21 protein-coding genes and 1 pseudogene are annotated in these 26,716 nt (G+C 40.1%); 12 read left to right on the top strand and 10 right to left on the bottom strand.

What is annotated here, in order from left to right; all coding sequences use genetic code 11:
• Positions 1-137: 137 nt before the first annotated feature.
• From IQ276_RS41285 to IQ276_RS22650, 5 genes and pseudogenes are all read left to right on the top strand, one after another.
• A pseudogene (locus IQ276_RS41285) lies at positions 138-221 on the top strand (DUF433 domain-containing protein); the annotation flags it as partial.
• Between the two features lie 338 nt (positions 222-559).
• Positions 560-1,198: a Uma2 family endonuclease gene (locus tag IQ276_RS22665; protein WP_190884581.1), complete on the top strand. Its 639-nt coding sequence runs from the start codon at positions 560-562 to the stop codon at positions 1,196-1,198.
• A 170-nt stretch (positions 1,199-1,368) separates the two neighbouring features.
• Entirely contained in the window at positions 1,369-2,418 is a 1,050-nt protein-coding gene (gene fni, locus IQ276_RS22660; RefSeq protein ID WP_193920706.1) for a type 2 isopentenyl-diphosphate Delta-isomerase, read from the top strand.
• 419 nt (positions 2,419-2,837) lie between these two features.
• On the top strand, positions 2,838-4,673 hold the full coding sequence (sppA, locus tag IQ276_RS22655; protein ID WP_193920708.1) for a signal peptide peptidase SppA: 1,836 nt from the start codon (positions 2,838-2,840) through the stop codon (positions 4,671-4,673).
• Positions 4,674-4,907: 234 nt separating this feature from the next.
• Positions 4,908-5,687 (top strand): hypothetical protein, encoded by a 780-nt coding sequence (locus IQ276_RS22650; RefSeq protein WP_190883278.1) that lies wholly within the window; start codon positions 4,908-4,910, stop codon positions 5,685-5,687.
• Positions 5,688-6,083: 396 nt separating this feature from the next.
• Here IQ276_RS22650 and IQ276_RS22645 read toward each other — a convergent pair whose 3' ends face one another.
• Positions 6,084-6,614, bottom strand: a complete 531-nt coding sequence (locus IQ276_RS22645) for a pentapeptide repeat-containing protein (protein WP_190883277.1) — start codon at positions 6,612-6,614, stop codon at positions 6,084-6,086.
• Between the two features lie 267 nt (positions 6,615-6,881).
• On the opposite strand from IQ276_RS22645, the gene IQ276_RS22640 reads away from it, so the two are divergent.
• Together IQ276_RS22640 and IQ276_RS22635 are read left to right on the top strand one after the other, a co-directional pair.
• Positions 6,882-7,772 (top strand): hypothetical protein, encoded by an 891-nt coding sequence (locus IQ276_RS22640; protein WP_193920461.1) that lies wholly within the window; start codon positions 6,882-6,884, stop codon positions 7,770-7,772.
• 358 nt (positions 7,773-8,130) lie between these two features.
• Positions 8,131-11,244 carry a plasmid replication protein, CyRepA1 family gene (locus tag IQ276_RS22635; RefSeq protein WP_193920459.1) on the top strand — a complete coding sequence of 1,038 codons (3,114 nt, stop codon included), beginning with the start codon at positions 8,131-8,133 and terminating at the stop codon, positions 11,242-11,244.
• 20 nt (positions 11,245-11,264) lie between these two features.
• Here IQ276_RS22635 and IQ276_RS22630 read toward each other — a convergent pair whose 3' ends face one another.
• From IQ276_RS22630 to IQ276_RS22610, 5 genes are all read right to left on the bottom strand, one after another.
• Complete coding sequence (locus IQ276_RS22630; protein WP_193920457.1) at positions 11,265-11,576, bottom strand: type II toxin-antitoxin system RelE/ParE family toxin; 312 nt, start codon at positions 11,574-11,576, stop codon at positions 11,265-11,267.
• Positions 11,576-11,803 carry an addiction module protein gene (locus IQ276_RS22625; protein ID WP_190883280.1) on the bottom strand — a complete coding sequence of 76 codons (228 nt, stop codon included), beginning with the start codon at positions 11,801-11,803 and terminating at the stop codon, positions 11,576-11,578. The genes IQ276_RS22630 and IQ276_RS22625 overlap by 1 nt, the downstream gene beginning before the upstream one ends.
• A gap of 64 nt (positions 11,804-11,867) precedes the next feature.
• A complete protein-coding gene (locus tag IQ276_RS22620; RefSeq protein ID WP_193920455.1) occupies positions 11,868-12,410 on the bottom strand; it encodes a response regulator in 543 nt (180 codons plus the stop codon).
• Between the two features lie 356 nt (positions 12,411-12,766).
• Positions 12,767-13,474, bottom strand: a complete 708-nt coding sequence (locus IQ276_RS22615) for a rhomboid family intramembrane serine protease (RefSeq protein WP_193920453.1) — start codon at positions 13,472-13,474, stop codon at positions 12,767-12,769.
• Positions 13,475-13,533: 59 nt separating this feature from the next.
• Positions 13,534-13,686, bottom strand: coding sequence for a hypothetical protein (locus IQ276_RS22610; RefSeq protein ID WP_235115884.1), 153 nt, complete (start codon positions 13,684-13,686; stop codon positions 13,534-13,536).
• Positions 13,687-13,704: 18 nt separating this feature from the next.
• Here IQ276_RS22610 and IQ276_RS22605 point away from each other — a divergent pair, with 18 nt between their 5' ends.
• From IQ276_RS22605 to IQ276_RS22595, 3 genes are all read left to right on the top strand, one after another.
• Positions 13,705-15,834, top strand: a complete 2,130-nt coding sequence (locus IQ276_RS22605; RefSeq protein WP_193913735.1) for a serine/threonine-protein kinase — start codon at positions 13,705-13,707, stop codon at positions 15,832-15,834.
• 261 nt (positions 15,835-16,095) lie between these two features.
• Positions 16,096-16,260, top strand: coding sequence for a response regulator (locus IQ276_RS22600; RefSeq protein ID WP_193913733.1), 165 nt, complete (start codon positions 16,096-16,098; stop codon positions 16,258-16,260).
• Between the two features lie 74 nt (positions 16,261-16,334).
• Positions 16,335-17,630 (top strand): hybrid sensor histidine kinase/response regulator, encoded by a 1,296-nt coding sequence (locus IQ276_RS22595; protein ID WP_193913731.1) that lies wholly within the window; start codon positions 16,335-16,337, stop codon positions 17,628-17,630.
• 34 nt (positions 17,631-17,664) lie between these two features.
• Here IQ276_RS22595 and IQ276_RS22590 read toward each other — a convergent pair whose 3' ends face one another.
• The 4 genes from IQ276_RS22590 to IQ276_RS22575 all read right to left on the bottom strand — a co-directional run bounded on the left by IQ276_RS22590 (position 17,665) and on the right by IQ276_RS22575 (position 22,421).
• Positions 17,665-19,404 (bottom strand): serine/threonine-protein kinase, encoded by a 1,740-nt coding sequence (locus tag IQ276_RS22590; RefSeq protein WP_193913729.1) that lies wholly within the window; start codon positions 19,402-19,404, stop codon positions 17,665-17,667.
• 472 nt (positions 19,405-19,876) lie between these two features.
• A complete protein-coding gene (locus IQ276_RS22585) occupies positions 19,877-20,740 on the bottom strand; it encodes a poly-gamma-glutamate hydrolase family protein (RefSeq protein ID WP_193913727.1) in 864 nt (287 codons plus the stop codon).
• A gap of 62 nt (positions 20,741-20,802) precedes the next feature.
• A complete protein-coding gene (locus tag IQ276_RS22580) occupies positions 20,803-21,648 on the bottom strand; it encodes a class I SAM-dependent methyltransferase (protein WP_193913725.1) in 846 nt (281 codons plus the stop codon).
• Positions 21,649-21,890: 242 nt separating this feature from the next.
• Complete coding sequence (locus IQ276_RS22575) at positions 21,891-22,421, bottom strand: hypothetical protein (protein ID WP_193913723.1); 531 nt, start codon at positions 22,419-22,421, stop codon at positions 21,891-21,893.
• A 226-nt stretch (positions 22,422-22,647) separates the two neighbouring features.
• Between IQ276_RS22575 and IQ276_RS22570 the strand changes: the two genes are divergently transcribed.
• Positions 22,648-26,208, top strand: coding sequence for a WD40 repeat domain-containing protein (locus IQ276_RS22570; protein WP_228042805.1), 3,561 nt, complete (start codon positions 22,648-22,650; stop codon positions 26,206-26,208).
• Between the two features lie 90 nt (positions 26,209-26,298).
• Positions 26,299-26,511, top strand: coding sequence for a hypothetical protein (locus IQ276_RS22565; RefSeq protein WP_193913721.1), 213 nt, complete (start codon positions 26,299-26,301; stop codon positions 26,509-26,511).
• The last annotated feature ends 205 nt before the right edge of the window (positions 26,512-26,716 follow it).

The following is a 26,716-nucleotide window of genomic DNA, read 5'->3' as shown; positions in this document are numbered from 1 at the left end:
TTATATATCTCTTTCTTCTTTCTTCTCTTTGCGTACTTTGCGTTCTTCTCTACGAGACGCTGCGCGAATGCGGTTCGTTTCCTTATCTATATTTTTCATGACTCATTTAGGATTGCTATATCTAAGAAAATTAAATTATGCAACTCGAAGATTATTTTACTTTTCTCGCTCCGGACGACATTCGTTTAAAAGGTTCGCGTATTGGCATCAAAACCATTTTAAATGAGTTAGGACTTACGCAAAATCATGAAAAAACGAACCGCATTCGCGCAGCGTCTCGTAGAGAAGGACGCAAAGGAGAGGCAGCGCGGTCTTGGGGGTTTCCCCCATGAGCGACTGCCGTCACAAAGAAATAAGAGTTTCAGAGAGTTTTTGCGTAAGTCCTATGAGTATATTTATCAGCATCAGTCACCAGAAGCAATTGCCAATATTTATACTAAACTGCCGAAAAAATTGCCCGTTTTGTGCCGATGTTTGAAATGAGTCCGCAGGGGATGAATGCGGCAATTAGTGTGTTGCGGGGTCGATATATTGTAGTAAAAGAGTTGGATGAATCTTTATGCTTTTAGAGTTAAGACAATTGAGGATTCAACCGGGACAGCAACTGTTACTTGAGGACGTTAGCTGGCAGCAATTTGAAAATATTTTGGCAGAATTAGGAGAACATCGCGCTGCCAGAATTTCCTATAGTCATGGTTTTTTAGAAATTATGGTTCCCTTACCCGAACATGAAAAAGCCAAAGAAATTATTGGCGATATAGTCAAAATTTTACTGAATGAACTAAGTATCAATTATGATGCTTTAGGTTCAACCACTCTAAAAAACGAAAAAATGAGTCAGGGAGTAGAACCGGATACTTGTTTTTACATTCAAAATCAAGCGGTAGTTATTGGTAAAAATCGCATAAATTTAAGTGTAGATCCACCCCCAGACTTAGCCATAGAAATTGATTTAACTTCTCGCACGCAATTGGATAATTACCAAATTTTGGGAGTACCAGAACTTTGGCGATATGGAAAACAAGGCTTACAAATTAACGTCTTGCAAAGTGGAAAATATGTAGAGTCAAATTTTAGTCCTACTTTTCCAGATATTCCAATAATTGAGCTAGTAAATCAATACGTCCAGCAAAGTCAAGTTGTTGGTAGCAGCCAAGCAATTCAAGCTTTTAGAAATTGGCTGCGGGATAATATTTAATTGTGCCTTTTATATTGATCGCCAGCAGCAATTAGTTCATATGTACTAAAATATAGTATGGTATCGAATTGATGTCAGCCACAGAATTTTTGAGTAAGTAGGCAAAGCAGATACCTGAGGCTGTAAGAATGTAACAATAGCGATCGCAACCAAACAAATCATCATCACCAGTGAACGCCCCTAGCAACGTCTCCGCCCAAACTCAAAATCGCAAAGCCGATCACATTCGCATCTGCTTAGAAGAAGATGTCCAGTGTCATGAAGTTACTAATGGACTAGAACGCTATCGGTTCACCCATTGTTGCTTACCAGAATTAGATCACAGCGACATTGACATCAGTACAACTTTTTTGGGTAAACACCTCGGCGCACCTTTATTAATTTCTTCCATGACTGGAGGAACCGAACAAGCAGGAATCATTAACCAACGCCTGGCCGAAGTCGCCCAACACTACAAAATTGCAATGGGTGTCGGTTCCCAGCGAGTAGCCGTCGAAAAACCCCAGGTAGCTGATACTTTTGCTGTCCGCAAGTATGCGCCGGATGTTCTGCTATTTGCCAACTTGGGCGCTGTGCAACTTAACTATAAATATGGCTTAGATGAATGTTTGCGGGTAGTCGAGATTCTAGAGGCTGATGCATTGATTTTACACATTAACCCCCTACAAGAGTGCATTCAACCCAAAGGTGATACTAATTTTAAGGGTTTGCTTGACAATATTTCTAAAATATGCTCCAAAATTCCAGTACCAGTAATTGCGAAAGAAGTGGGTAATGGGATTTCAGGTGCGATCGCCAAAAAACTCTTAGATGCTGGAGTCACAGCCATTGATGTCGCTGGTGCTGGTGGTACTTCATGGGCGAAGGTGGAAAGCGAACGAGCTGAAAATCCCTTGCAACGTCGCTTAGGCAGGACATTTGCCGATTGGGGTTTACCGACAGCAGAGTGCATTACCAGTATTCGAGCGATCGCCCCAGATGTGCCCTTAATTGCTTCGGGAGGCTTGCGTCATGGACTAGATGCAGCAATGGCGATCGCCTTGGGAGCAGACATCGCTGGTTTAGCAATGCCCTTCCTGAAAGCAGCAGCAGTATCAGAGACAGCAGTTGCCGAACTCGCTGAGGTATTAATTGCCGAAATCACCACAGTATTATTTTGCACAGGCAATGCGACCTTGTATCAGTTAAAGCACTCTGATGGTTTACAGCGCATAGAATAAAATAATTCGTAATTCGTAATTCGTAATTCGTAATTATTTCGGTAACTTTATCTACCCACACACTAAATCCCACAGCAAATCAATTCCATTTCCAACATATTTTGAATCCTGGTGTTGGTTAATCAATTGGGCAAGAGTAGTGACCAAACTAAAAGTTTTTTTGCCGATTTGACCCAGCGCATGTGCGGCATGAGAACGCACAGAGTTACAAAACAGCCACAAAAGTACTTCCTACGCGAGCACAAGAAAGGAATGAAAATATCTCTTTCCCAGTCCCCAATCCCCAGTCCCCAGTCCCTATTTTCAAGGTAGGTCTATTACTGAGTGTCCTGATTTTTGATAGCCAAAGAAGACAAGCTGCTACTTAAATGCTACTTATAAGAAAATGAATAAACCAGTAGAACATAGATTTACAAGATATGACTAACTTTTTTAAACAAACTTTTGCTAGTTTAATTGGCACCTTACTAGGACTAATTGTTTTCTGCGGTCTGGGAACAACTGGACTGTTCGTGCTGCTGTTGGCTGCTACATCCTCTAAAGATACTGGGCCAGAAGTGAAAGATAAGTCAATGCTAGTTTTTGACTTGTCGATGAAAATTACTGACGGGGAACCCAATTCTGGCGAATTCTTTCAGAATGCACTCTCAGGTGTGGGTGAAGAGAGAATGACACTCCGCAAAGTTGTGGAAACCTTGGAAAAGGCGCGGCGCGATCCGCGAATTGTGGGTATCTATCTGGATGCGAGCAGCACAAGGGAAACTGGTGATATCGGCTACGCCTCTCTGAAAGAAATCCGCAAAGCTTTAGAGGAATTCCGCGCTGGTGGCAAAAAGATTGTTGCCTATGGCAGTAATTGGACTGAAAAGGAATATTATCTGAGTTCAGCGGCAAACTCCATCATCCTTAACCCGTTGGGATTAATGGAAGTCAACGGGTTGAGTTCGCAACTAATGTTCTTAACGGGAGCATTGCAAAAGTATGGTATTGGGGTTCAAGTCGTGCGGGTAGGGAAATTTAAGGGAGCTGTTGAACCGTTGATCCTCACAAAGCTAAGTCCAGAAAACCGCGAACAAACTCAGAAATTATTGGATGATGTTTGGGGAGAATGGCGCAATGCTGTCGGTGCCAGCCGGAAAATTCAACCGGAACAGCTACAGGCGATCGCAGATAATCAGGCATTATTAGAAGCAACACAAGCCAAAACCAGCGGTTTGGTAGACCAAATAGCATACGCTGATGAAGTAGTGAGTGACCTAAAAAAGCTTACAGATACCGACAAAGAAGACAAAACATTCCGCCAAATTAACTTGAATGACTACTCACAAGTTTCCGGCAAATCTTTGGGTGTAGAACGCGACTCAAAAAATAAAATTGCCGTTGTTTATGCTGAAGGCGAGATTGTCGATGGTATAGGTGAAGATGGCGAAGTAGGAGGCGATCGCTTTGCGAAAATCTTTAATAGACTGCGACAAGATAAAGATGTAAAAGCAATTGTTCTGCGAATTAATAGCCCTGGTGGTAGCGCCACCGCAGCCGAAGTCATGCAGCGAGAAGTGAAATTAACTCGCCAAGAAAAACCAGTTGTAGTATCAATGGGTGATACCGCCGCCTCTGGTGGTTACTGGATTGCTAGCGACTCTAACCGGATTTTTGCCGAACCAAATACAATTACAGGTTCAATTGGGGTGTTTGGCATACTATTTAATGGGCAAAAGTTGGCAAATGACAACGGTATCACCTGGGATTCAGTGAAAACCGGGCGCTATGCTGATTCTCAAACAGTTTCTCGCCCGAAATCAGCCCCAGAATTAGCGCTTTATCAACGCAGTGTTGACCGGATTTATAACATGTTTCTCAATAAAGTTTCCCAAGGTCGGAAACTCCCAGAACAAAAAGTAGCAGAAATTGCCCAAGGACGGGTTTGGTCAGGTGTGGCGGCTAAGGAAATTGGTTTGGTGGATGAAATTGGCGGTTTGAATAGTGCGATCGCCTATGCTGCCAAAGAAGCGAAACTAGAAGAAGATTGGGAATTGCAAGAATATCCCCGCTTTAGCAGCTTCGGAGAACGCTTTTTTGGGCAAGCAACTCAAGAAGTGCGGAATAATTTAGGAATTGAGTCAACGCAACCCAAACAATCTAATCCCCTCACTGCTGAATTCCAAAAACTCCAACAAGAAATCCAAATTCTCCAAAAAATGAACGACCCACAGGGAATATATGCCCGCTTACCTTTCAACTTGAAAATTGAGTAGATGGGCATTGGGCATTGGGCATTACCCTCATCTTTCCCAGTCCCCAATCCCCAGTCCCCAATCCCCAGTCCCCAATCCCCACTCCCCAATCCCCAGTCCCCAATCCCCAATCCCCACTCCCCACTCCCCACTCCCCTAAGACAGTCTGTCAAACATTTTTTAATTCTGTCGAGAACATAAAGAAGGCATTACTTAGGGTAAATTACACATTAAAGTCTTAAATGGAGATTGTCGATGCAACTTCTCGAATATCCTCGTGTTGCAGTCATTGCCGGAGAAAATGCGGTTCACGTTTCTCAACTACCCCCTACATGGCAAGAGATTGCGAGAGGAACCACGAGTGTGGGACTTCCCCATCCGCAAACTTATGTTGAGATGGCACAGTTATTTCTATACAAATTAGAGCATGGTGACGTTGACTTGTTTAGCGATCGCCCCCAACTAGCTCACTTAATACCGTCATTCTCCCAAATATTTGCACAGCTAGCATGGGAAACCCTGGAATTTTTTGGACAAGACTTTAGGAAAGACAGCTATCCAAATTTTGCAGAAATTCTCCGCGATGTGGAGTCAAAGGGAATCGAGTATGCCGAGGAAGTAAAAGTAGCTCGTATTGGTATAGATTTATTCAATGAATTTGGTTATGAACTGCCTGCTAGTTTCTATCATGTGCATTTAGCACCAATTTACCGCGATCATGTTTTTGAAGAACGTGCCTTACGATTTGACCCCCGTGATATAGAACACAAGCGTGCTTGGGATGCCATACTCCATGCAGGCAAGGTATTTGCTATTCAGATGAAGGTGCAAAGTATTGCCTCAAAATATGGTTTTACCTATCAACACGGCTGCGGTTGCAACTCTCACCTATCTTCTATCGATCCTGCACGTGGGGCGTTTGAGTATGAATTGAGTCCCGAAAAGCGTCAGCGATGGATTCGCAGTTTCATCTGGACTGCTTGGTATGAGTATGCCTTCTTTGCGATTGTGCCTAATACGAGTTACTTGGTGTAAAGGGGAGTGGGGACTGGGGACTGGGGACTGGGGAGATGAGGCAGGGCTGTTTCATTCCATTTCAAACAGGATTTGTCAAGATGGTTAGCAAGAAAATTGTAAGTAAGCGTGACGAAGAGATGAACATTTAAGCACTGAAATATCAGTAAAATAGTTGGTTTCATCGGCACGCCAGTAACAAAATAACTAATTTTTAATCGCTGGAACCCTTGATTTTTAAAGCTCTTTGGGGAATGAATCAGCCCTGGGAGATGAGGGGGATGAGGGGGATGAGGGGGATGAGGGAGAGGGGGCAGACTTGGGAGACTTGGGAGACTTGGGAGAAAAATTGCTACCATGTCCCCCTTGTCCCCCTTGTCCTCTTCTCATGCCCAATGCCCCATGCCCCACTCCCTTTTAGACATTCTCATCCAAAATTGTTCCTTCTATATTGGCTCCCTCTAAATTTGCTCCGCTTAAATTTGCCTGGTTTAAATCTGCTTCAGTAAGATTTGCTTGGGACAAGTCGGCTACAGTTAAATCTGCGCCACTCAAATCAGCTCCATTTAAATTTGCCGCAATTAAGCTTGCTTGCTGTAAACCCGCGTCAGTTAAGTTAGTTTCAATCAGCTTGGCAACTGTCAAATCAGCGTGACTCAAATTAGCTCCATCCAAATTAGCTCCATCCAAGATAGCTCCATCTAAAATAGCTCCAGTTAAGTTGCTACCACTGAGGTTGGCGTTACTTAAATCTGCTCCATTCAAGTCTGCCCCAATCAAACTAGTTTGCGTTAAATTAGCGTGACTCAAATTAGCTCCATCGAGAATAGCTTTATCTAGAATTGCGCCCCTGAGGTTAGCTTCCCTGAGGTTGGCCTCACTCAAGTTGATACCAGTAAAATCTCTTATGCCTGCGGCATAATTTTCCATGAGTTGCTCTGCTTTCATATCTCTTTTGCGTCTGTTGCTGTGCTAAGGAACGTTGAATTGAAGCTACCGAAGACAGGCAGGAATCCCCAGCAAGCGCTACAGAGGATCTATAGTGGTTGAGTCGATAATGAATTAGCTTTATCTAGCTTAGGTATTCTGAACTGCTGGTGCTACTACCGAGAGTTGTGAATTTATTTCATACTTGGGAGAGATGTTTAGGAATTATTTAAGCATTAGTGCAAAGCGATCGCTATACTCTATTGTGGTGTTCGTCTGGCAGAGGTTATGGCAAAACCAATTCGTATTCTTTTGCAGACTACGATTCCTAAGACTGAAGATGATTGGAGCATTTTTCGTTTCTCGATGTTGCAAGATTACTTAGCATCAATTAAAGATGAAACGGGAAATTCTTTATTTGAAGTTACAGGACGCGATTACGAGTCAAATGCAGTAGATGGTGACCCAGTATTAAGTACTCTAGACAAATCAGATTTTGATGAACTTTGGCTATTTGCTTTAGATGTGGGTGATGGTTTAACCGAAAAAGATATTGCTGGAATTAATGCTTTTCGGCAACGCGGCGGTGGTATTCTGACAACACGGGATCATCAAGATATGGGCTGTTCAATGTGTGGTTTAATTGACATTGGTGATGTCCACTATTTCAACACAAAAAACCCCGATCCCGATGAATCTCGCTGGAGCCGAGATGACTCATACACAAGTTATATTTCCTGGCCTAACTATCATTCTGGGGCTAACGGTGATTATCAAAAAATTACCATTGTTGAACCAATTCACGAACTTTTAAAAAATCCAAATTCACCTTTGGGACATATCGAATTTTTTCCAGCGCATCCCCACGAAGGCGGGATTGGTGCGCCTTTGAGCAATGCTAATGCGCGGGTAATTGCCTTAGGAAAAAGTTTAGTTACCGATCGTGAGTTCAATCTTGTTGTAGCGATCGAGCATCATCAAGATCCACAAGGAAATATATTAGGACGAGCAGTAGCTAATTCCAGCTTCCACCATCTAGTAGATTACAACTGGGACATTGAAAAAGGCTGTCCCACTTTTGTAGATGAAGCACCAGGAGATGGCATGAAGAAAGAGCCACACGCTTTGGAAGATATCAAAACCTATGTGCATAACGTTGCTTTCTGGCTAGCAAATTAAACAACAATATTCCTGAGCAAATTTTCGATTTTAAATTCTTAGAGGAATGATAATCAATGATTATCATTCCTACTCACTCCTGATTTTATTTCTTGGAAGTCCTTGATAGCTAATGGCGATCGCATTCCTTAATGGAAAAATTTACTGATAAATAAAAATTTATCGCAAACAAATATCACAATACAAAATTATTACTTCGGGGATCTACTAGGCAGAATAACCCACTCAAGCCCTAACCGATGTGTCTCCCACAACGCAGTTAAAAAAGCATCATAAAAGCTTCGCAATCTTACTTATAAGAAACTAGGAAATGCATGTTAATGTTTTAATCTCATGTCTTGCCTTCGCGCCTTTTCCTATGCATCTGCACTATTTACATCCCCAAAACCTTGAAGAATTAGTCAAGAGTAGTGGTATAGACTTACACTTAGTGCAACTTAATTTTCGATCGCTCCAAGGTGTAACTGCTTATGAGTATTTGTTGATTTCTGAGCTACTTCCGCGTACCAACACTGGAATGCTGAAAAGTAGTTGGTTGCAGCGTTATGCTCATATTACTGAAGGTGGTTGGTGGTGTTCTGGACTAGACCCCTTGAATAATTGGCAAATCATGGAATGGGGGTGCTTTAAGCCAAACCAACCCCGACAAAATAACAATGGCAAATCTATTAAATACGAACATCCCCCCAGCACAGCAACGCGGGTGTTTTGTTTGCGGGTAACACTGCAAATCTGGCAGCAAGTTGCAGGGCGTTACAATTTAGTCATGCCCGATGATATCACCATTACCCCCGATGGCGAAGCTAAGGGTTTTTGGCAATGGGTGATGGAAAAGAATATTTCCCTCATCATCTGCGAGGGTGTGAAGAAAGCAGCGACGCTGTTGACACAAGGATATGCAGCTATTGGCGTTCCTGGAATTACCAGTGGTTATCGGGTTGTCAAAGATGAGTTTGGTAAAGTCACCCGTCGTCAATTGATTCCCGACTTAGCACTGTTTGCGATGACAAAGCGTCGCTTTTATATTTGCTTTGATTTTGAAACTCAACCCAAGAAAATTGCAGCTATTAATAATGCCATTTCCCAACTTGGTTGTTTATTCCAGCAAAAAAATTGCTCTGTTAAAGTTATTGAACTTCCAGGAAGAGAAAAAGGCGTTGATGATTTTATTGTTGCCAAAGGTGCAACTGATTTCGATAAACTTTATCGCCAAAGTCTTGATTTAGAAATTTACCTTGCCCAAACCAAACCCCACACCGAGTTAAGCATTCCTGCTGCCCTAACTTTGAACCGTCCTTACATAGGTGAAATTCCTTTCCCCACCTCTGGATTAGTAGGAGTTAAATCAGCAAAAGGAACAGGTAAAACCACAGGATTACAAAGCGTTGTCCAGCAAGCAAAAAATAGAAATCAACCTGTTTTATTAATTACTCATAGAATCCTACTAGGACGATTTCTGTGTGAAAAAATTGGGATTCAATGGGGAATAGGGAATGGGGAGTGGGGAATAGGGAAGAGTTTTCCCAGTACCCAGTACCCAGTACCCAGTACCCAGTACCCCATTCCCAAATCTTTCGGTTTATGCGTTGATTCGATTTGGAAATTGAACCCTGAAGATTGGCATGGGGCAATAGTAATTTTGGATGAAGTGGAACAATCTTTGTGGCATTTATTAAACAGTAATACTTGTAAACACAAACGTGTAAAAATCTTAAAATTCTTCCAAGAACTAATCGCTACAGTTTTAACAACTGGAGGATTAGTAATTGCCCAAGATGCTGATTTATCGGATGTCTCACTGGAATATTTACAGGGATTGGCAGGAATTAAATTAACACCTTGGGTAGTTCTTAACGAATGGAAACCCCAGCAAGGTTGGGACGTTACTTTTTATGATTCGCCGAATCCAACACCGCTAATTCATCAACTAGAATTAGATTTACTTGCCGGACGTAAATGTTACGTTACTACTGATAGTCGCGCTGGGCGTTACAGTTGTGAAACCATTGAACGTTATTTGAAAGAGCGTTTACAAAAATTAAGACGACAGTTTCCTCAAACTCTGGTAGTTAGCAGTCACACTACAAACACACCTGGTCATGCAGCGGTTGATTTTATTGCAGCTATTAATCAAAAAATATCTGAATATGACGGTGTTTTTGTTACCCCTAGTCTTGGTACAGGAATTAGTATTGATGTTCAACATTTCGACCGAGTTTATGGCATTTTTCAAGGGGTAATTCCTGACTCAGAAGCGCGACAAGCATTAGCAAGAGTGCGGGATGATGTGCCGCGTGTTGTCTGGTGCGCTAAGCGAGGTATTGGTTTAATTGGTAGCGGTAGTACAAATTATCGTTTGCTATCTGATTGGTATCAGGAAAATCAAAAAGAAAATTTAGCTTTGCTCAGTCCATTACATAAAATAGACGTGGATTTACCTTTAGTTCATGACCCAATTCATTTGCGAACTTGGGCAAAGTTATCTGCAAGGGTAAATGCATCGATTCGCCTCTATCGTCAATCGATGCAAGATGGCTTAATTGCTGATGGACATGTAATTCAGCTGCGGAGTAATGCAGTTCACAATAATATTATTCGAGATTTACGCCTTGCTTTTTTGGCGAGCGATCCCAATGATTTAGCAACCCGCAGGAGGTTAATTTTAGAAATTGTCAAAGTCCAAAAAGATTGGGTGCAAAGCCGTCAAAAAGCTAAAGACATTAAACGCAAAATCAAAGAAATTAAACAACAAAATCAATTAGCAGTGGCGACGGCGGTAGCTAAGGCTAAAGATATCGATTATGTAGAATATGAGCAGTTATTAGTTAAACATTCTTTGACTGATGAAGAACGCAACCAAATTAACAAATATCTTCTCAGACAGAAATATGGTACAGAAATTACTCCGGGGCTGAAATTGCAGGACGATCAAGGATATTATGCTCAATTATTAATTCACTATTATCTAACTCATGAAAGCGAGTATTTTCACATTAGAGACCAGCAAGAATGGCATCAGCAATTATCTTGGGGTGAAGGGAAAGTTTTTCTCCCAGATTTAAAGACTTACACTCTCAAAGTTGAGGCAATGAGAGCGTTGGGAATGCTGCAATTTTTGGAAATCGGACGAGAATTTACGGAAAAAGATGCTGATTTAATATTACTGAAAAATGTTGCTTTGCAGCATAGTAAGCATATTAAAAGAGTGCTTGGTATTAATTTGGTTGGAGAGAAAGAACAACTTTGGGGAATTAAATTACTCAGCCGATTGTTAAATTTGTTAGGTTTGAAGCTGAAGCGAGTAAATGAAGTTTATCAAATGGATTCAGCAACCCTAAATGATGGTAGGGAAAAAATATTTGCAGTTTGGCATCAACGGGATGAATTGATGTTGGCTCATGTTAAGAGTGGTGGCTATAGGGTGGCTGATTATTTGTCAATTTTTGAAAGTGTAGGGACATCCAGAGTCTAGCAGGAAAGCAGCAGTTCAGTTTATCCATCAGATGGTTTTTCTGTAACACGCTCTTTCCAGTATCCAGGTTCGCGGCTACAGTGCATCACTGCCAAAATCAAAACGTAATCTTCCTCAATAGTGTATAAAATTCCATATGGAAATTTGCGCGTCAGACATCGACGAATGTCTTCTTCAACAACAACCCAGCGAGTCGGCGACTGAGTGATTCGGAAAATAGCATCCTCAATGGAATTGACAAAGGCCTGTGCTAATTCAACCCGACGTTCTGCGTAAAACTCTACGGCTTCACTATATTCAGTCAATGCTGCTGGGTGAAAGACGTATTTCATCACTCTAGGAGTTGTCTAGCCCTAGCTAAAGCTTCCTCTCCTGGAATTGGTTTAACTGCACCACTCCGGACTTCATCTCTGCGCTTCTTGGCTGCATCTGTCCACAGCATTTGAAGTGTTTCATCTACATCAAACTCAAGACTTTCAACCAGCTTCTCTACCAACAATGCTCTTGATGCACTGGGCAAAGCTAAAGCTTGTTTCATGATCTGCTCAACAGATACCATAATTTTTGAAAGCATAGGGACTATCCAGAGTCTAGCAGTAAAGCAGCAGACGTAGGACATAGTATCAGCTTGCGTTAATTAAACCAACGATCGCCTTGACTAATTCATCTGGATCTATTGGTTTGGGGATATGCATCTGAAACCCTGCTGCTAGTGCTTGCTGCTGATTGATTTCCCCAGCATAAGCCGTGAGAGCGATCGCTGGTACGTGTCCTCCTTGTTGGGGCGATCGCTTTCTCACCTCACGCATCAGCATATAACCATCTGTCTTTGGCATTCCAATATCACTGATCAAAACATCCGGTATCGACTCAGACAGTGCTTGTAATGCATCTTGTGCTGATGCTACAGCGGTTACTTCTACACCATAATCTTGCAAAATAAAGGTTACTAAATCACGAATATCTGGTTCATCGTCCACCACCAAAACTTGAGTATCCCTGGGGAATGGGGTATCAGACTCAGAAATTAAAGACTCATTTTCCTCATATCCAAACTGCTGATTTGTGACTAAAAGCGGTAAGTTGGTGGTGACAGTTGGATTCGATTCTTTTCCAAGACTTTCGGCTTGAACTTTTTTCCCATGCATTATATTAAGATTTGGCATCTTGCACACCGCTCATAATTCAACAATACCGCCTTGAAGAGTAGGCATCCCCTAGTTTGATGAGTATGAATTTTTCAGTTAAAAAATACAATCTATCAAAAGACACAGAAACAATTTAAAATTAAAAATTGTGAAATCCTCTCCCAGTAATGATTATGGTCGCTGGCTGTATACTTTTTTCAGCGAGACTAGCTGAGGAATTTCAGCCAAAAGACATATAGCAATTTTATTGAATTTGTGAAACCTACAATCTTCATATCTCTGAATTTTAGATTTTAAATTTTGGATTTTGGATTGAGTAAGAGAAGCCCAACAAATAAATTATTCAATTGGTAAATCTAAAATCTAAAATCGAGTCACCTGACAAAGGTTCTAAATCGCATGAAACCTGCACCAAAAAGTAATCCTACAACCTGACCCCAGTAAATAACGCCAGATTGATTTACACCAAAGGGGGGAATATTTAAACTACCAATACCATAAAATAGCTGTTGAACAAACCACCAAAATACATAGAAAAAGGCTGGAACTTCAAGGGGGATATACAAAATTATTAGCGGCAAAACTGAGTAAATTTTGACTTGAGGAAACTTGATGATATAGGCTCCTAAAACAGCTGCGATCGCCCCATTAGCCCCAATCAATGGTACTGTCAAACTCGGTTGAGCCAGAATTTGTGCCACACCCGTCACAACACCAGCCGCCAAGTACAATCCCAGATAGCGTTTATGTCCGAGAATATTTTCTACAGTCTTACCAAAAACCCATAAAAATAGCAGATTTCCCAAGATTTGACTAAAACTTCCGTGCAAAAATATTCCAACAATTAGCGAAAATAGACGCCAAAGCACAACTATCCAAGCAGCAAAATTCAAAAAAATAGCATTTGTAATCGCCCCGCTAATCTGGGCAGGAATCACCCCCCAACTATTAACAAAATAGCCCAATTCGTTGCTAAACTCTAGCTTCAGTTCCCATAAAAATACGGCAATATTAATGCCAATTAGCCAATAATTAACTATCGGCTTATTCCAACAACGAATATTATCACTAATAGGAATCATAAATTTGTCATTTGTTATTAGTCATTAGTCATTGGTCATTAGTCATTAGTCATTGGTCATTAGTCATTAGTCATTGGTTTTTCTTTGCGTCGCCGCGTCGCCGCGTCTCCCTCATCTCCCTCATCTCCCTCATCCCCCTCATCCCCCTCATCCCCCTCATCTCTCCACTCCCCCTTAACCTGTGGCAGAATCGAAATCAGATCGCATCGCACTTATACTGGGCAAACGAGATGCTGGGAAACACACTTGTTGGAAGATACCAAATTATTAGTAACTTGGGAGGTGGGGGTTTTGGCGAAACTTTTGTTGCTTATGATACTCAATTACCTGGTACGCCTCAATGTGTGGTTAAGAAACTCAAGCCCCAAGCAAATGATCCAGTAACTTTGGAAACTGCGAGGCGTTTATTTGATACAGAAGCTCAAGTTTTGTATAAATTAGGCACTCACGATCGCATTCCCCAACTTTTAGCTTATTTTGAAGAAAACGCCGAGTTTTATCTCGTACAGGAATTGATTGAAGGTCACGATCTCAGTGAAGAATTAATAGCAGGGAAAACCTGGAGTCAAGACGAGGTAATTTCACTTCTACAAGAAATTTTGACAATCTTAGAATTTGTCCATCAACAAAATGTAATTCATCGTGATGTCAATCCGCGAAATATTCTCAGACGTGCTGCTGATGGCAAGTTAATCTTAATTGATTTTGGGGCAGTTAAACAAATTGCTACCCAAGTTATTACTCCCCAAGGTACAACTCAATGTACTGTTGCGATCGGTACACCTGGATATATTCCTGGCGAACAAGCTCATGGTACGCCAAAATTAAGCAGTGATATCTATGCTACGGGGATAATTGCTATTCAAGCCCTCACTGGATTATCTCCTGAAGAAATAGTCAAAGATCCGGATACTAATGAAATTATCTGGCAGAATAAAACCACAGTCACACCAGAATTTGCTCAACTTTTAGATAGAATGGTGTGCTATGATTTTCGACAACGTTACCCTTCAGCAACAGTAGCATTAAAAGCGCTGCAAGAGTTAACACAGCCACCCGCTGAAACAATAGCTTTGACTCCTATTTCACCACCAAATAAGATAAAAAATGCTCAACCCAAAAAAGGCATATTGGGTAAATTGTTGTTGGCAATATTTTTGATTGGTGTGAGTGGAATAGCATCAATATTGATTTTAAATCACGTTAATTCTAAGAATGCTAAAGAATTATCTAAACAAGGAAATACGCTTTTTGATTTGCAACGTTATCAAGAAGCGTTAGCAGTATATGAAAAAGCAGTTAATATTAGACCAGATTATGCTCAAGGATGGAATGGTCAAGGTAAAACGCTTTCTCAATTGAAAAAATATAAAGATGCTTTAGCGGCCTATGACAAAGCAATTCAAATCAAGCCTGATTATTTAGAAGCTTGGATTGGACGAGGTTTGGTATTGGATAATTTAGAGCGATATCAAGAAGCGATCGCTTCTTTTAACAAAGCCTTAGAATTAAATAATCAAAATTCCCAAGTTTGGAATGCCAAAGGAGATGCTTTCAGTAATTTAAGGCAATATGACCAAGCAATTGCATCTTATGAAAAAGCGATTGAATTTAAAGGAGATGATTTTGAAGCTTGGTATAAAAAAGGATTAGCTTTCCAGAATTTAAAACGATATAGTGACGCGATCGCAGCTTATGAAAAAGCCGTTGAATTCAAACCAGACTACGTGTCAGCTTGGTACAATTCGGCGAACGCCCTAGTCAATTTACAACGCTATAAAGATGCGTTTACAGCTTATGACAAAGCAGTACAATACAAGCCAAATTTTTATCAAGCTTGGTTGTCTAGAGGTAATATACTCATGAATTTACAACGTTACCCCGAAGCAATTGAATCTTTTAATCAAGTAATTAAATATAACTCCAGTAATTATCAAGCATGGTATAATATGGGCTGGTCAATGCATCAAAGCCAACGTTATGAAGCAGCAATAGAATCGTATAATAAAGCCGCAAATTTTAAGAAAAACGATTATCAACTTTGGTATAACTTGGGGAATTCGCAATTCATTTTGCAAAAATATGAAGATGCGATCGCATCTTATGATAGAGCAGTTCGTTATAAACCAGACCATTACGAAAGCTGGTATAGTAGAGGCAATGCTCTATTAAATTTGCAACGCTATCAAGATGCAATTATTTCTTATAACCGAGCAATAAAATATAAGCCTGATTACCACCAAGCAATAAACGCCCGCGACCAAGCCCAAATTCAACTACAAAACGAAAAACCAAAGCCTACAATTGTGCCAATTACCCCAATTGCTAATCCCACAAATCCACCGCAGACGACACCTTAGGGACTTCCAGTTAAAACAACATCCCGTCGTAGGGGCGCATAGCTATGCGCCCCTACAAATGTACAAATAATTTGGGATAATTTATTTTTTGGAAGTCCCTTAGCTAGGACTGATAGCGGGACATGAGGAAAAGTCAAATTGGTCAGGGGATTAGCTTCTGGTGTAAAGTCTGCAATGGCTGCATCGGATAAACAAATCATTGGTTTTGAGGGTAGCCTTTACGCTATCCTGATGGTTGACGATCGCTGGTAGAATTGCACAGTGATTACAAACTTACTGCAACCAGTGAGTCTTTATGTAGTTGAAGCCAGCAACGGTCAAGAAGGTTTACAAAAAGCGATCGCCCTCAAGCCAGACTCCATCGTTAAAGATTGGGCTTCTCGGTTAGAAGAAACAGACACAACCTCCGCGTTATTTGCTCGCTAACTACGCCAACTAGCAAGGCAATTTGATGAAGATTTAATCTTCAGTTTCTTGACTCAATATGCGGTGGGAACAGTATGAAAACGACTATTGGAGACCAAAAAAATTCGCAGGGTTACACTCCTTCCAGGGGAATTGTTTTAGTCGTTGAGGATAACCTTGCAAATTTACAAGTTTTATCCAGCTTTCTGGATCGATGTGGGTTTGAAGTTTGGGCAGCAGGCAGCGGTGAGAAAGCCCTTGGGCTATTAGAAAATGATGATTTACCTGATTTAATCTTGCTGGATATAATGATGGCTGGTTTAGATGGTTTTGAAATCTGTAAACAGCTAAAAAGTAATCCTCGTTTCCAAGATATTCCGGTGATTTTTATGACAGGTCTTGCAAAAACTGCTGATAAAATCAAAGGTTTGCAATTGGGAGCTGTAGACTACATTACCAAACCTTTTCAGTATGAAGAAGTCTTGGTGCGGATCGAAAATCACCTCAAGCTGAGAAATTTGACGAAAACCTTAATCGCTAAAAATGCCGAATTACAACAGACTCAAACTCAACTGATTCAAGCAGAAAAGGTAGCAGCTTTAGGTCAGCTGACAGCAGGAATTGCTCATGAAGTTAATAATCCCATCAATTTTATAGCTGGCAACTTAAATTTTGTGGAAAAGTATGTACAGGAGATAGTTAGTTTACTGCATCTCTATCAAAAATATCTGCCAGAACCACCAGAGGAAATTAAAACGGCAATTCAAAAAAGCGAAATCGAATTTTTGCTAAATGATTTATTTAAAATCATTCAATCCATGCAAGTCGGAACAAATCGCGTTATAGAAATTGTCTCATCTTTGAACAACTTCTCACGGCATAGAGAAGCTGGTAAGAAACTAGCTAACTTGCATGAAGGTATAGAAAGTACTCTACTCATTCTCGGACATCGGTTTAAAGCAAACGCCGATCGCCCAGCCATCCAAATAATTAAAGAATATGGAAACTTGCCTCCCATTGAGTGTTTTCCTGGCGAAATTAATCAGGTTTTTATGAATTTAATTTCTAATGCGATCGATGCAATTGAAGAAACACATAAAAATAAAAACTTTAAACAAATTGCTCAATATCCTGGTGTGATTAAAATCAAAACAGAGGTAATTGCAGAGCAAGTTATTTTAAGAATTGCCGACAATGGCTCAGGTATCAGCAAAACAGATGAAACAAAAATATTCGATGCCTTTTACACAACAAAACCCATTGGTAAAGGAACAGGGCTTGGTCTATCTATTGCTTATCAAATTGTGGTGAATAATCATCACGGCAAGCTCACATACCATTCCAAACCAGGTGAAGGTCTAGAGTTTATCATTGAGCTACCGATCCGATAAATTCAACCGGACATGATGTAGCAGAATTCAGGAGTCAGAATGGGCTACGCCCCGCTGCGCTAACAGAATTCAGAATTAGAATGTTTTTAGGGAAAGATGAATTTGTTCTTTTTGCAGAAGCTACCCTTTGATGTTCAGCCAGCACACGTTGCTTTCGAGTATACTCATTCAATTTAACTTGAGCTTCAGCGTAAACTAAAGTATCTTTGGGAATATTTTTCAGGAACTTTACAGCCCTACTAAAATTACCAATAGATGCTTGATGGTAAGCTTTATTTAAAAAGTAAGCTGCTCTGATTTGCCGCTTGCGATTATATTCAGCCAATTTGTCTTGAACTATAGCGCCAGCAGAACTTTCTTTAGGAATTTGGCGCAAATATTGTAATGCCATAGAAAAATCTTTTATGTTGGCACTTTCGTAAGCTTTAGCTAATAAATCTTGGGTTTGTGCTTCAATATTGATGTATGCTTGTTTAACTAATTTATCTGTTTTAGATTGCCAGTATAAAATATCTGGAATTTGACGAACCGCATCAAGAACATCTGACCATCTACTTTCATAAGAAGCTGCTAAAGCTATTTGGTATTGTTGTGCAGCTAGTTGCCATTGTTCTTGCCATTCTTCGATTGTGGCTTGAGCTTCTGGATAAATATTGCTGTGGGAGGGAATAGATTTAACTAGTGCCAGTGCCTCTTGTAAATCCCCCGCTTGATATTCTTTTGTTGCTTGAGATAAAGTTTCTGTTTCTGAGTACGCAGGTGAACTATTAATTAAAGAATATACACCAAATCCCATCAACAAAGAATTAGCTGCTAGCCCTATTTTCATTCCTGTGAATAACGGCGATAATTTTCTAGAAGCAGGATTATTAAAATTATCATCTTCAATCGTCGTTTCTAAAGAAAATTTATCATCTGCTGGCTGAGGTTCCCAGATCATTTGTTTGAGAACCCGCAGAACTTCACCCGCAGACTGAAAGCGGTTTTGGTAATCGTAGCGGATCATTTGGCTGAGAACAGCCGCTAAATAATCATTAACTGGCGTGTTTGGAGAACGCCAAATAATCTCATTAGTATGAGGATCAGCCTTTAATTGTAGTGGTTCTAGTCCTGTTAAAGCCTGGATAGCAATCATTCCCAAAGCATAAATATCACTATTGGGCTGTGTTTCACCAATAAATTGTTCTGGTGGTATGTACCCCAATGAAGTGACGGGAATTGTATGAATAGGCAATTCCGCACCTATGCCAAAATCAATCGACTGGATTGAGCCAAAATCAATTAAAACTAATTTGCCATCAACACCGCGTCTAATTAAATTTTCTGGTTTAATATCGCAATGAATAACACCTTGAGAATGAACAAATTCTAGAATACTTAAGACATCTAATAAAAATTCTACAACTTCGCTTTCACTCCACAAACACCCCCACTCTTGACTGATGGGTAATTCCGCAGTTAGCGCATGTCCTTCAATATATTCTTGCACCAAATAAAATCGCTTGTTTTCTTCAAAGCAGGCGATAAATTCAGGAATTTGCTGATGGCTTCCTAAAAGCTTGAGAGTTTCAGTTTCAGTTAAAAACAGTAGCCTCAGTGTGTCCAAGTAGTTAGATTCAAAACTGTTAACTTTGATCTGTTTAACTACGCATTTGGGATTGTCTGGGTAATCTACATCTAGGGCAATGTATGTTTGTCCAAACACCCCTGCTCCCAAGCTTTGGACAATTTGGTAACGGCCTTGTAATAATTTACCAATTATGTGGTGGATCATGACCTGGTTACTCAGTGAGTCATTTTATTTAGTTTTTCTGACATTACCTCTTAATTTCCGGAAAACATAAGAGATTAAGCTCATCGTGTTAACTGTTGACGGTATTGGGGCGGTGAGGGAGAGAACCCCAGCCCTTGTTGTAAATAGAACTTACGCACTCAGATCCCCCAACCCCCTTAAAAAGGCAGGGCTGTTTCATTCCATTTCAAACAGGATTTGTCAAGATGGTTAGCAAGAAAATTGTAAGTAAGCGTGACGAAGAGATGAACATTTAAGCACTGAAATATCAGTAAAATAGTTGGTTTCATCGGCACGCCAGTAACAAAATAACTAATTTTTAATCGCTGGAACCCTTGATTTTTAAAGCTCTTTGGGGAATGAATCAGCCCTGCTTAAAAAGGGGGCTTTTTCCCCCCAATTTATCGGGTGGTTAGGGGGGATCGGGGTTTGAGACTTCAGTGCGTAAAGTCTCTTAAATTAAAGATTCGTAAACAGAAGCAACGGCATCAGCTATTTTCTCCCAATATTGTTTTCGTGCTTCAGAACACTGCTCAATTTGAATACCATTGCCATTAGACAATCTATTAACAATATTTTGAGGAGTGTCCCCGCCATAACCACTCTTTGCAGAAGCAATATCTACACTGATACCAGAACCGACAATAGCCTTCTCAATTGCCGTCTTAATTTGTTGCTTGAGTGGGTCACTAGCACGACCACCAATGAGAATGTTATTTTTCGTAAAACCATGAAAAGCTACAGCGTGAGTAAATCCACGATTAATAATGGTCTTGAGTAGTGGAAATGATTCTTCATTAATATCAGTAGATGTAATGTGCCAGCGATCGTATGCTCCAATAGTACTATCACCCCAACCTTTACAAAGCCAACAAGACACACCTTTACTAGCTAGTTGAGAAGCTACTCGTTCTGCTTGCTTGTCAGTCTTGATTTCAATTAGGCCACCATGAGGAGCAATAGCTATTAGTTTCTTGTGAGTTCCATTGTCTGTTAATCTTTCGACAAACTCTTTAGATTCTTGTGCATCGTCATCATTGTAGGTTGTATTAACTACTTGGGAATCTATCGTCACGTTGAAGGGAAAGTTAGACTGTCCTAATCGTGATCCTCCTTCTTGGGTTACACGCACAATATTATCTGGGGTTTCTTGGGGAGTGTTTCTAACTGTATAAATTGCATATTTTGTGTCGTCAAATTTCACTCTGATTTGTTGATTAATAGCACGACCAATAGTTAATAATTGGTCTGGATCGGCAGAGCAATGTTCTTGTGTACCTGTGTTGGTACTTTGTATTTCAGCGTTGTATGTGGTCATTGGATTTGTCCTTTTTTCAGTTAAATTAAATATTGTTTACTAGTCTTGTTGCAAAGTATTGCTCACTTCACAGCTTTTATTTGCTGGAATGGATAGATAAACACAGTGTCTTGGTTATGTTTTAGCCAGGATAATTCTTGTGTCATTTCTTCTACTAAATAAGGTGTAACTCTATCCTGAGCAATTAGGATTGGGGCTACACTCAATATAGCTTCAACAAACCAATCAATTAAATTTATCCGCCGTGAAATATCTTTCATTCGGTCATCCAAGTAAATTGGAATATAGGCAGAAGTAACTTCAGAAAAACCAGCCTTCAATGCCAAGTTATAAAGTTTTATTCCTGCATCTGGATCGCCATTTAACTCTTTTTGATAGCGATTGAATATTTCCCAGTAAGTTTGAAAAGCTAGACAAGTAGGATAGGTATATACGCCCGCATTAAATGCTTCTGTACAATAAAGACTACTACCTGATTTCATCACCCTTTTTATCTCTTTGAGAACATTTAGCGGATTGTGTGCATGTTCCAGAACAAAACAAATCAATGCGCCATCAAAGGATTCATCAGGTAAAGGCAGTTCTCCGCCATGACTAACATGCAGAGATACTCGTCCTGCTTCAATATATGGCTTGAGAAATTCACTAGCACGACTAATCTGTGCTTGGGAAATATCAACACCAGTAATTTTTAAATCTGGCCAACGTTTTAATAGAGCTTCTATTTGCGCTCCTACTCCACAACCTACTTCAATAATGTGATGACAATTAGAAAAATCAACATTGCTATATATGTAAGGCTCTAAAAAATTGCTTTGTCTAATGAGGCGGTCTTGCTCATCTTTTGTGTAACCGTGAATGTATTTGGTAATGCTGTGATTGCTGACAGATATGGTAGATGTAGACATAGGTTTCTTTGTGGTTTTGGTAATGCTAAACTGCCGAATAACTAGCATATAAAGGATAATTTTTCGCTCATTTTTAGCTGCTAGTTATTAATATTTAGTCAGGATTGATGATTATTGAAGAACATTGCTAAGCAATGTTCTTCAAGTCCAAATTTATTTGCTATGTTCTCTAAAATTTAATTATTAGAGAATCAAAAAAGCAAATACATTCATTTAATTTTTGTCAGTCTGAAGTCCGGATTTTAGGAACGAGTAATCCGATATCGAACGCTGTAATCCCAGTCTGACCACAGTGGAAAATCGGATCTTTTAATTCTCCAACTAACTTCTTCCAAATTAGGCCCTACGGGAGATATTTCTAAGTTTGTAGAACCCAAGAAGTCATCTTTATCCAAACTTGCAAAAAAACCTAAAGCTTCTATAGCTTGCAAAATTATTGCTTCAGCTTCAGCATTTTGAGAAATTGTTGAAACGGCATTGTCAATCTTTTTAAGTGCATCATTATATTTAGACCAATCTTTTGCCAAATCTTCGTCGTAAGCCTTTAGTCCGCCTCTAATCGTTTGTCCTTTTGGTACAACACCCTCAAATAAAATTGTCTGCCCTGGCTTAAAAGTTTTGGTCTCGCCACTTTGAATGCTGATAGGAGTTGTCAGAATTGGCTTTCTAATTGCTCCTGCTGCCAACGCACCAACTAGATAAAACTCATCACCGAATATATCTTCAGTATCTCTAGCTTGAACACTCACCAATTGAACTTTTACTTTCGTCATACTATTCTCCAAGTAATCTTTTGATCATTTCAAGCTTTAAAGCAAGCTGTAAGAATTGTCTTGCTCTCAGTCCTGATGTTTTTGGTCTTGCAGATGAGACTTCAGAAGTACATCTCCTGCTCGATAAATTCATTAAAATTGGTCAAATACTGAGTTCAATACTGAAAAAATAATGACTTGATACTAACTTGTGACTAACTTAGGCTATGATGAGTTCTAAGTATTTTTGCGTATACATCAATCTATGTCGCGATCGCTCAAAGTTCGCCTTGATTATGTTGAAAAAGTCAAACTAGCCCTGAAACGCAATGGCTATCCCAGCCAAAAAAGCTTCGCTCAAGAGTTAGGACTGGCTTTAGCAACTGTCAACAAATTTTTTACAGGCAAAGGCATAGATTATGCAAATTTTCAAGAGATATGTCTAAAACTGGCTCTTGATTGGCAAGCGATCGCCGACTTAGGCGACGCAACTCCCCAAGAACCTGTCTCCGTAAAATCCGAACTGAAGCTTGTCAACACTCATAGAGACTGGGGTGAAGCGATAGATGTTTCCGCGTTCTACGGACGTACAGTAGAACTAGCGACTTTACAACAATGGATTATAGGCGATCGCGCCAGACTCGTAGCACTCTTAGGCATGGGAGGAATTGGTAAAACTGCTCTAGGAGTAAAGCTGGCACAACAGATTCAAGAACAATTTGAGTTTCTCATCTGGCGAAGTCTCCGCAACGCTCCACCAGTTAAAGATATCTTGGCAGATTTGATTTTATTTCTGTCCAATCAACAAGAAATCAACTTACCAGAAAGCATCAATGGTAAATTATCGCGCTTACTTACTTATTTACGCTCCTCACGTTGCCTAATTATTTTAGATAATGCCGAGTCAATTTTAGAAGGCGGTGAGTATGCGGGACACTATCGAGAAGGATACGAAGATTATGGAGAACTCCTGAGACTGGTAGGAGAAACAGCGCATACGAGCTGTATGGTGCTAACTTCTCGTGAGAAACCCGCAGAAATTGCCGCACTCGAAGGAGAAATAGAGCCTGTACGCTCATTTCAAATCACAGGTTTGAATGTGGCAGAAACCGAGAATATTCTAAAAAATAAGGGAATTTGGGCAGGAGATGATGAAACGAAAAAATTGAATGATTGTTATAGAGGTAATCCTTTAGCCTTAAAGATAGTTTCTACATCTATTCAAGAGATATTTGCTGGTAATATTGGCGATTTTTTATCACACGGTACAGCAGTTTTTAATGGTATCCGCTTGCTTTTAGAGCAGCAAACTAATCGGTTATCAGAATTAGAAAAGCAGATAATGTACTGGTTGGCGATTAATCGTGAACCGACTTCTATCTCAGAATTGCGAGAAGATATTGTAGCAACATTATCTGTAGGAGAGTTATTAGAAGCGGTGGAATCTCTGTTGAGGCGATCGCTTATTGAAAAGACTGCTAATGGCTTTACACAACAACCAGTCATTATGGAGTACATGACGGAACGATTAATCGAGCGGGTGAGTAAGGAGATAGCTGCTGGAAAAATTGATTTGATAATGAATCATGCTCTGATTAAAGCTACAGCTAAAGACTACATTAGAGAAATTCAAATTCGCTTAATTCTAGAGCCAATTGCCGAACGTATCAGCAGTAAATTTAGCTTTAAACAAAATATTGAACAGCAAATAAATCTCATTTTAGATCATCTGCGTACCGGATTTTCTGCCTCTACTGGATATGGGGGAGGTAATTTAATTAATTTATCGAATCAACTGCAAATTAATTTAACTAACTATGACTTTTCTCATTTAAATATTTGGCAAGCAGATTTACGACAAGTGAATTTGCTCGGTGTTAATTTCACTGGTGCTGATTTGGGCAAATCTGTATTTGCAGAAACATTGAGTAATATCCTATGCGTAGCATTTAGTCCAGATGGCAAACTGTTAGCTTGTGGCGATTTTGAGGGTAAGACTTATTTATGCCAAGTTGCTAACGATAAACAATTTGAGACAATGCGATTAGCCAAGACTCTGGTAGGACATACTAATTGGGTAACTTCAGTTAGGTTTAGTCTGGATGGTAGTAAGCTTGCTACTGGGAGTTTAGATACCAGTGTAAAGTTGTGGGATGTAAGCTCTGGTGTCTGCTTATTTACTCTGCACAGTAACACGAGTGCAATAATGTCAATCAGCTTCAGTCCAGATGGTAATACGCTTGCTACTGGGAGTTTCGACTCCAGTGTAAGGTTATGGGATGTAGACTCTGGCGTATGCTTACTTACTCTGCACGGTCATAGCAGTACAACAACGTCAGTCAGCTTCAGTCCAGATGGTAGCACCATAGCCAGTGGCAGTTACGACCAAACAGTAAAATTATGGGATGTGCATTCTGGCCTAGCTTTAAAAACTTTTCATGGTCATAAGAGTATAGTTTATTCAATCACTTTCAGCCCGGACGGGAGCATCATAGCCAGTGGCAGTTTTGACAAAACAATAAAACTGTGGGATGTAGATTCTGGTGTAGCTTTAAAAACTTTGCACGATCACAACAGTGGAATAATGGCAGTTAGCTTCAGTCCAGATGGGAGCATCATAGCCAGTGGCAGTTTAGACGAAACAATAAAATTGTGGGATGTGCATTCTGGTGTAGTTTTAAGAACATTATACTGTCGCAACAGTGGAATAAGCTCAATCAGTTTCAGTCCAGATGGTAGTACAGTAGCTAGTAGCAGTTTAGACCAAACAGTTAGGTTGTGGGATGTAAGCAAAGGTGCAGTTTCAACAACTTTATACGGATACAACAATGGAATAACGTCAATCAAGTTTAGTCCAGATGGGAGCATCATAGCCAGTGGCAGTTTTGACCAAACACTAAGGCTATGGGATGTAAGCAAAGGTTTAGTTTCAAAAATTTTGCACGGTCATAGTAATTTAGTAGTTTCTATTAGCTTCAGTCCAGATGGGAGCATCGTAGCCAGTAGCAGTTATGACCAAACAATAAAATTGTGGGATGTATATTCTGGTGTCACTTTAAAAACTTTGCACGATCGCAACAGTGGAGTAACCTCAATCACTTTCAGTCCGGATGGGAGCATCATAGCCAGTGGCGGTTCTGACCAGACAGTAAAATTATGGGATGTGCATTCTGGTATGGTTTTAAAAACTTTTCATGGTCATAAGAGTATAGTTTATTCAATCATTTTCAGCCCGGACGGGAGCGTGATAGCCAGTAGCAGTTACGACCAAACAGTAATATTGTGGGATGTGCATTCTGGTGTCGCTTTAACAACTTTGCTAGGTCATAACAATTCAGTCACTTTGATCGACTTCAGCCCAGATGGTTGCATCCTAGCTAGTGGCAGTTTAGACCAAACAGTAAAATTGTGGGATGTAAAGTCTGGTGTAGTTTTAGAAACTTTGCACGGTCACAGCAGGGAGATTTACTCAGTCAGCTTCAGTCCAGATGGCAGCATCATAGCCAGTGGTGGTTTTGACTCAGAAATTCGTTTATGGGATGTCGCTACTGGTAAATGCCTCACTGTCTTGCAAGGTCACACTAATGGAATCTGGGCAGTGAGTTTCAGCCCCGATGGTAGCATTTTAGCTAGTGGCAGTCATGATGGGACAGTCAAGCTTTGGGATGTGGCTACAGGTGAGTGTATCAGAACTCTTCGAGGCGATCGCCTTTACGAAGGCATGAATATTACTGGTGTTACAGGTTTAACGGCAGCTCAACGGGAAACACTGAAGGTTTTAGGAGCCGTGGAGTCAGAGTCACAATAGTTTGCGATTGTTAGAAGCCTCATGAGGCAATCAATACAAGCTATCCTATTAGAAAAAAATGGGTTTTGTATTTGTGATTACAAAATAATCGTGCGATTCAGGATTTTAGGCAAAGGTGAAACACAACGCCAAGCTGTTAGCGAATTATTGGCACTCCCAGAAAACAATCTTTTGCGAGAAAATGCTCTCAAATTGATTACTAATTGGCGGATAGTTCTAGTTCAACAACAAAATTTAACGGACAAAGACCAGATGATAAATAAACACAGCAGAATTGAGAATCCAGAACTAGAAAGTAACTGAAAGCTGGGGACTGGGTTTGAAATCTGCTGGATGGCGATCGCCAAATTTTACCTTTTATTAAAGATAGCTTTACTTCTAATTAAACAAAAATGATTTTATCATAGTTATCATCAGCGATAGAGCGAAGATAATACTATCTAAAAGTATGGTAATATCTTGAATATATTCGATAAAATATAATAACAACAGAATCAGAGCATAGTTA

It is taken from the genome of Desmonostoc muscorum LEGE 12446, from assembly GCF_015207005.2.
Taxonomy (GTDB): Bacteria; Cyanobacteriota; Cyanobacteriia; order Cyanobacteriales; family Nostocaceae; genus Nostoc; species Nostoc muscorum.
Note: the sequence above shows the minus strand (reverse complement) of the source record. Positions and strands in the feature narration are given on the sequence as shown.

Bases quoted from the DNA above. Each gene is read 5' to 3' on its own strand.
- IQ276_RS22665 (WP_190884581.1), top strand. From the start codon at position 560: ATGCTTTTAGAGTTAAGACAATTGAGGATTCAACCGGGACAGCAACTG.
- sppA (WP_193920708.1), top strand. From the start codon at position 2,838: ATGACTAACTTTTTTAAACAAACTTTTGCTAGTTTAATTGGCACCTTA.
- IQ276_RS22650 (WP_190883278.1), top strand. From the start codon at position 4,908: ATGCAACTTCTCGAATATCCTCGTGTTGCAGTCATTGCCGGAGAAAAT.
- IQ276_RS22645 (WP_190883277.1), bottom strand. From the start codon at position 6,614: ATGAAAGCAGAGCAACTCATGGAAAATTATGCCGCAGGCATAAGAGAT.
- IQ276_RS22640 (WP_193920461.1), top strand. From the start codon at position 6,882: ATGGCAAAACCAATTCGTATTCTTTTGCAGACTACGATTCCTAAGACT.
- IQ276_RS22635 (WP_193920459.1), top strand. From the start codon at position 8,131: ATGCATCTGCACTATTTACATCCCCAAAACCTTGAAGAATTAGTCAAG.
- IQ276_RS22630 (WP_193920457.1), bottom strand. From the start codon at position 11,576: ATGAAATACGTCTTTCACCCAGCAGCATTGACTGAATATAGTGAAGCC.
- IQ276_RS22625 (WP_190883280.1), bottom strand. From the start codon at position 11,803: ATGGTATCTGTTGAGCAGATCATGAAACAAGCTTTAGCTTTGCCCAGT.
- IQ276_RS22620 (WP_193920455.1), bottom strand. From the start codon at position 12,410: ATGCCAAATCTTAATATAATGCATGGGAAAAAAGTTCAAGCCGAAAGT.
- IQ276_RS22615 (WP_193920453.1), bottom strand. From the start codon at position 13,474: ATGATTCCTATTAGTGATAATATTCGTTGTTGGAATAAGCCGATAGTT.
- IQ276_RS22605 (WP_193913735.1), top strand. From the start codon at position 13,705: ATGCTGGGAAACACACTTGTTGGAAGATACCAAATTATTAGTAACTTG.
- IQ276_RS22595 (WP_193913731.1), top strand. From the start codon at position 16,335: ATGAAAACGACTATTGGAGACCAAAAAAATTCGCAGGGTTACACTCCT.
- IQ276_RS22590 (WP_193913729.1), bottom strand. From the start codon at position 19,404: ATGATCCACCACATAATTGGTAAATTATTACAAGGCCGTTACCAAATT.
- IQ276_RS22585 (WP_193913727.1), bottom strand. From the start codon at position 20,740: ATGACCACATACAACGCTGAAATACAAAGTACCAACACAGGTACACAA.
- IQ276_RS22580 (WP_193913725.1), bottom strand. From the start codon at position 21,648: ATGTCTACATCTACCATATCTGTCAGCAATCACAGCATTACCAAATAC.
- IQ276_RS22575 (WP_193913723.1), bottom strand. From the start codon at position 22,421: ATGACGAAAGTAAAAGTTCAATTGGTGAGTGTTCAAGCTAGAGATACT.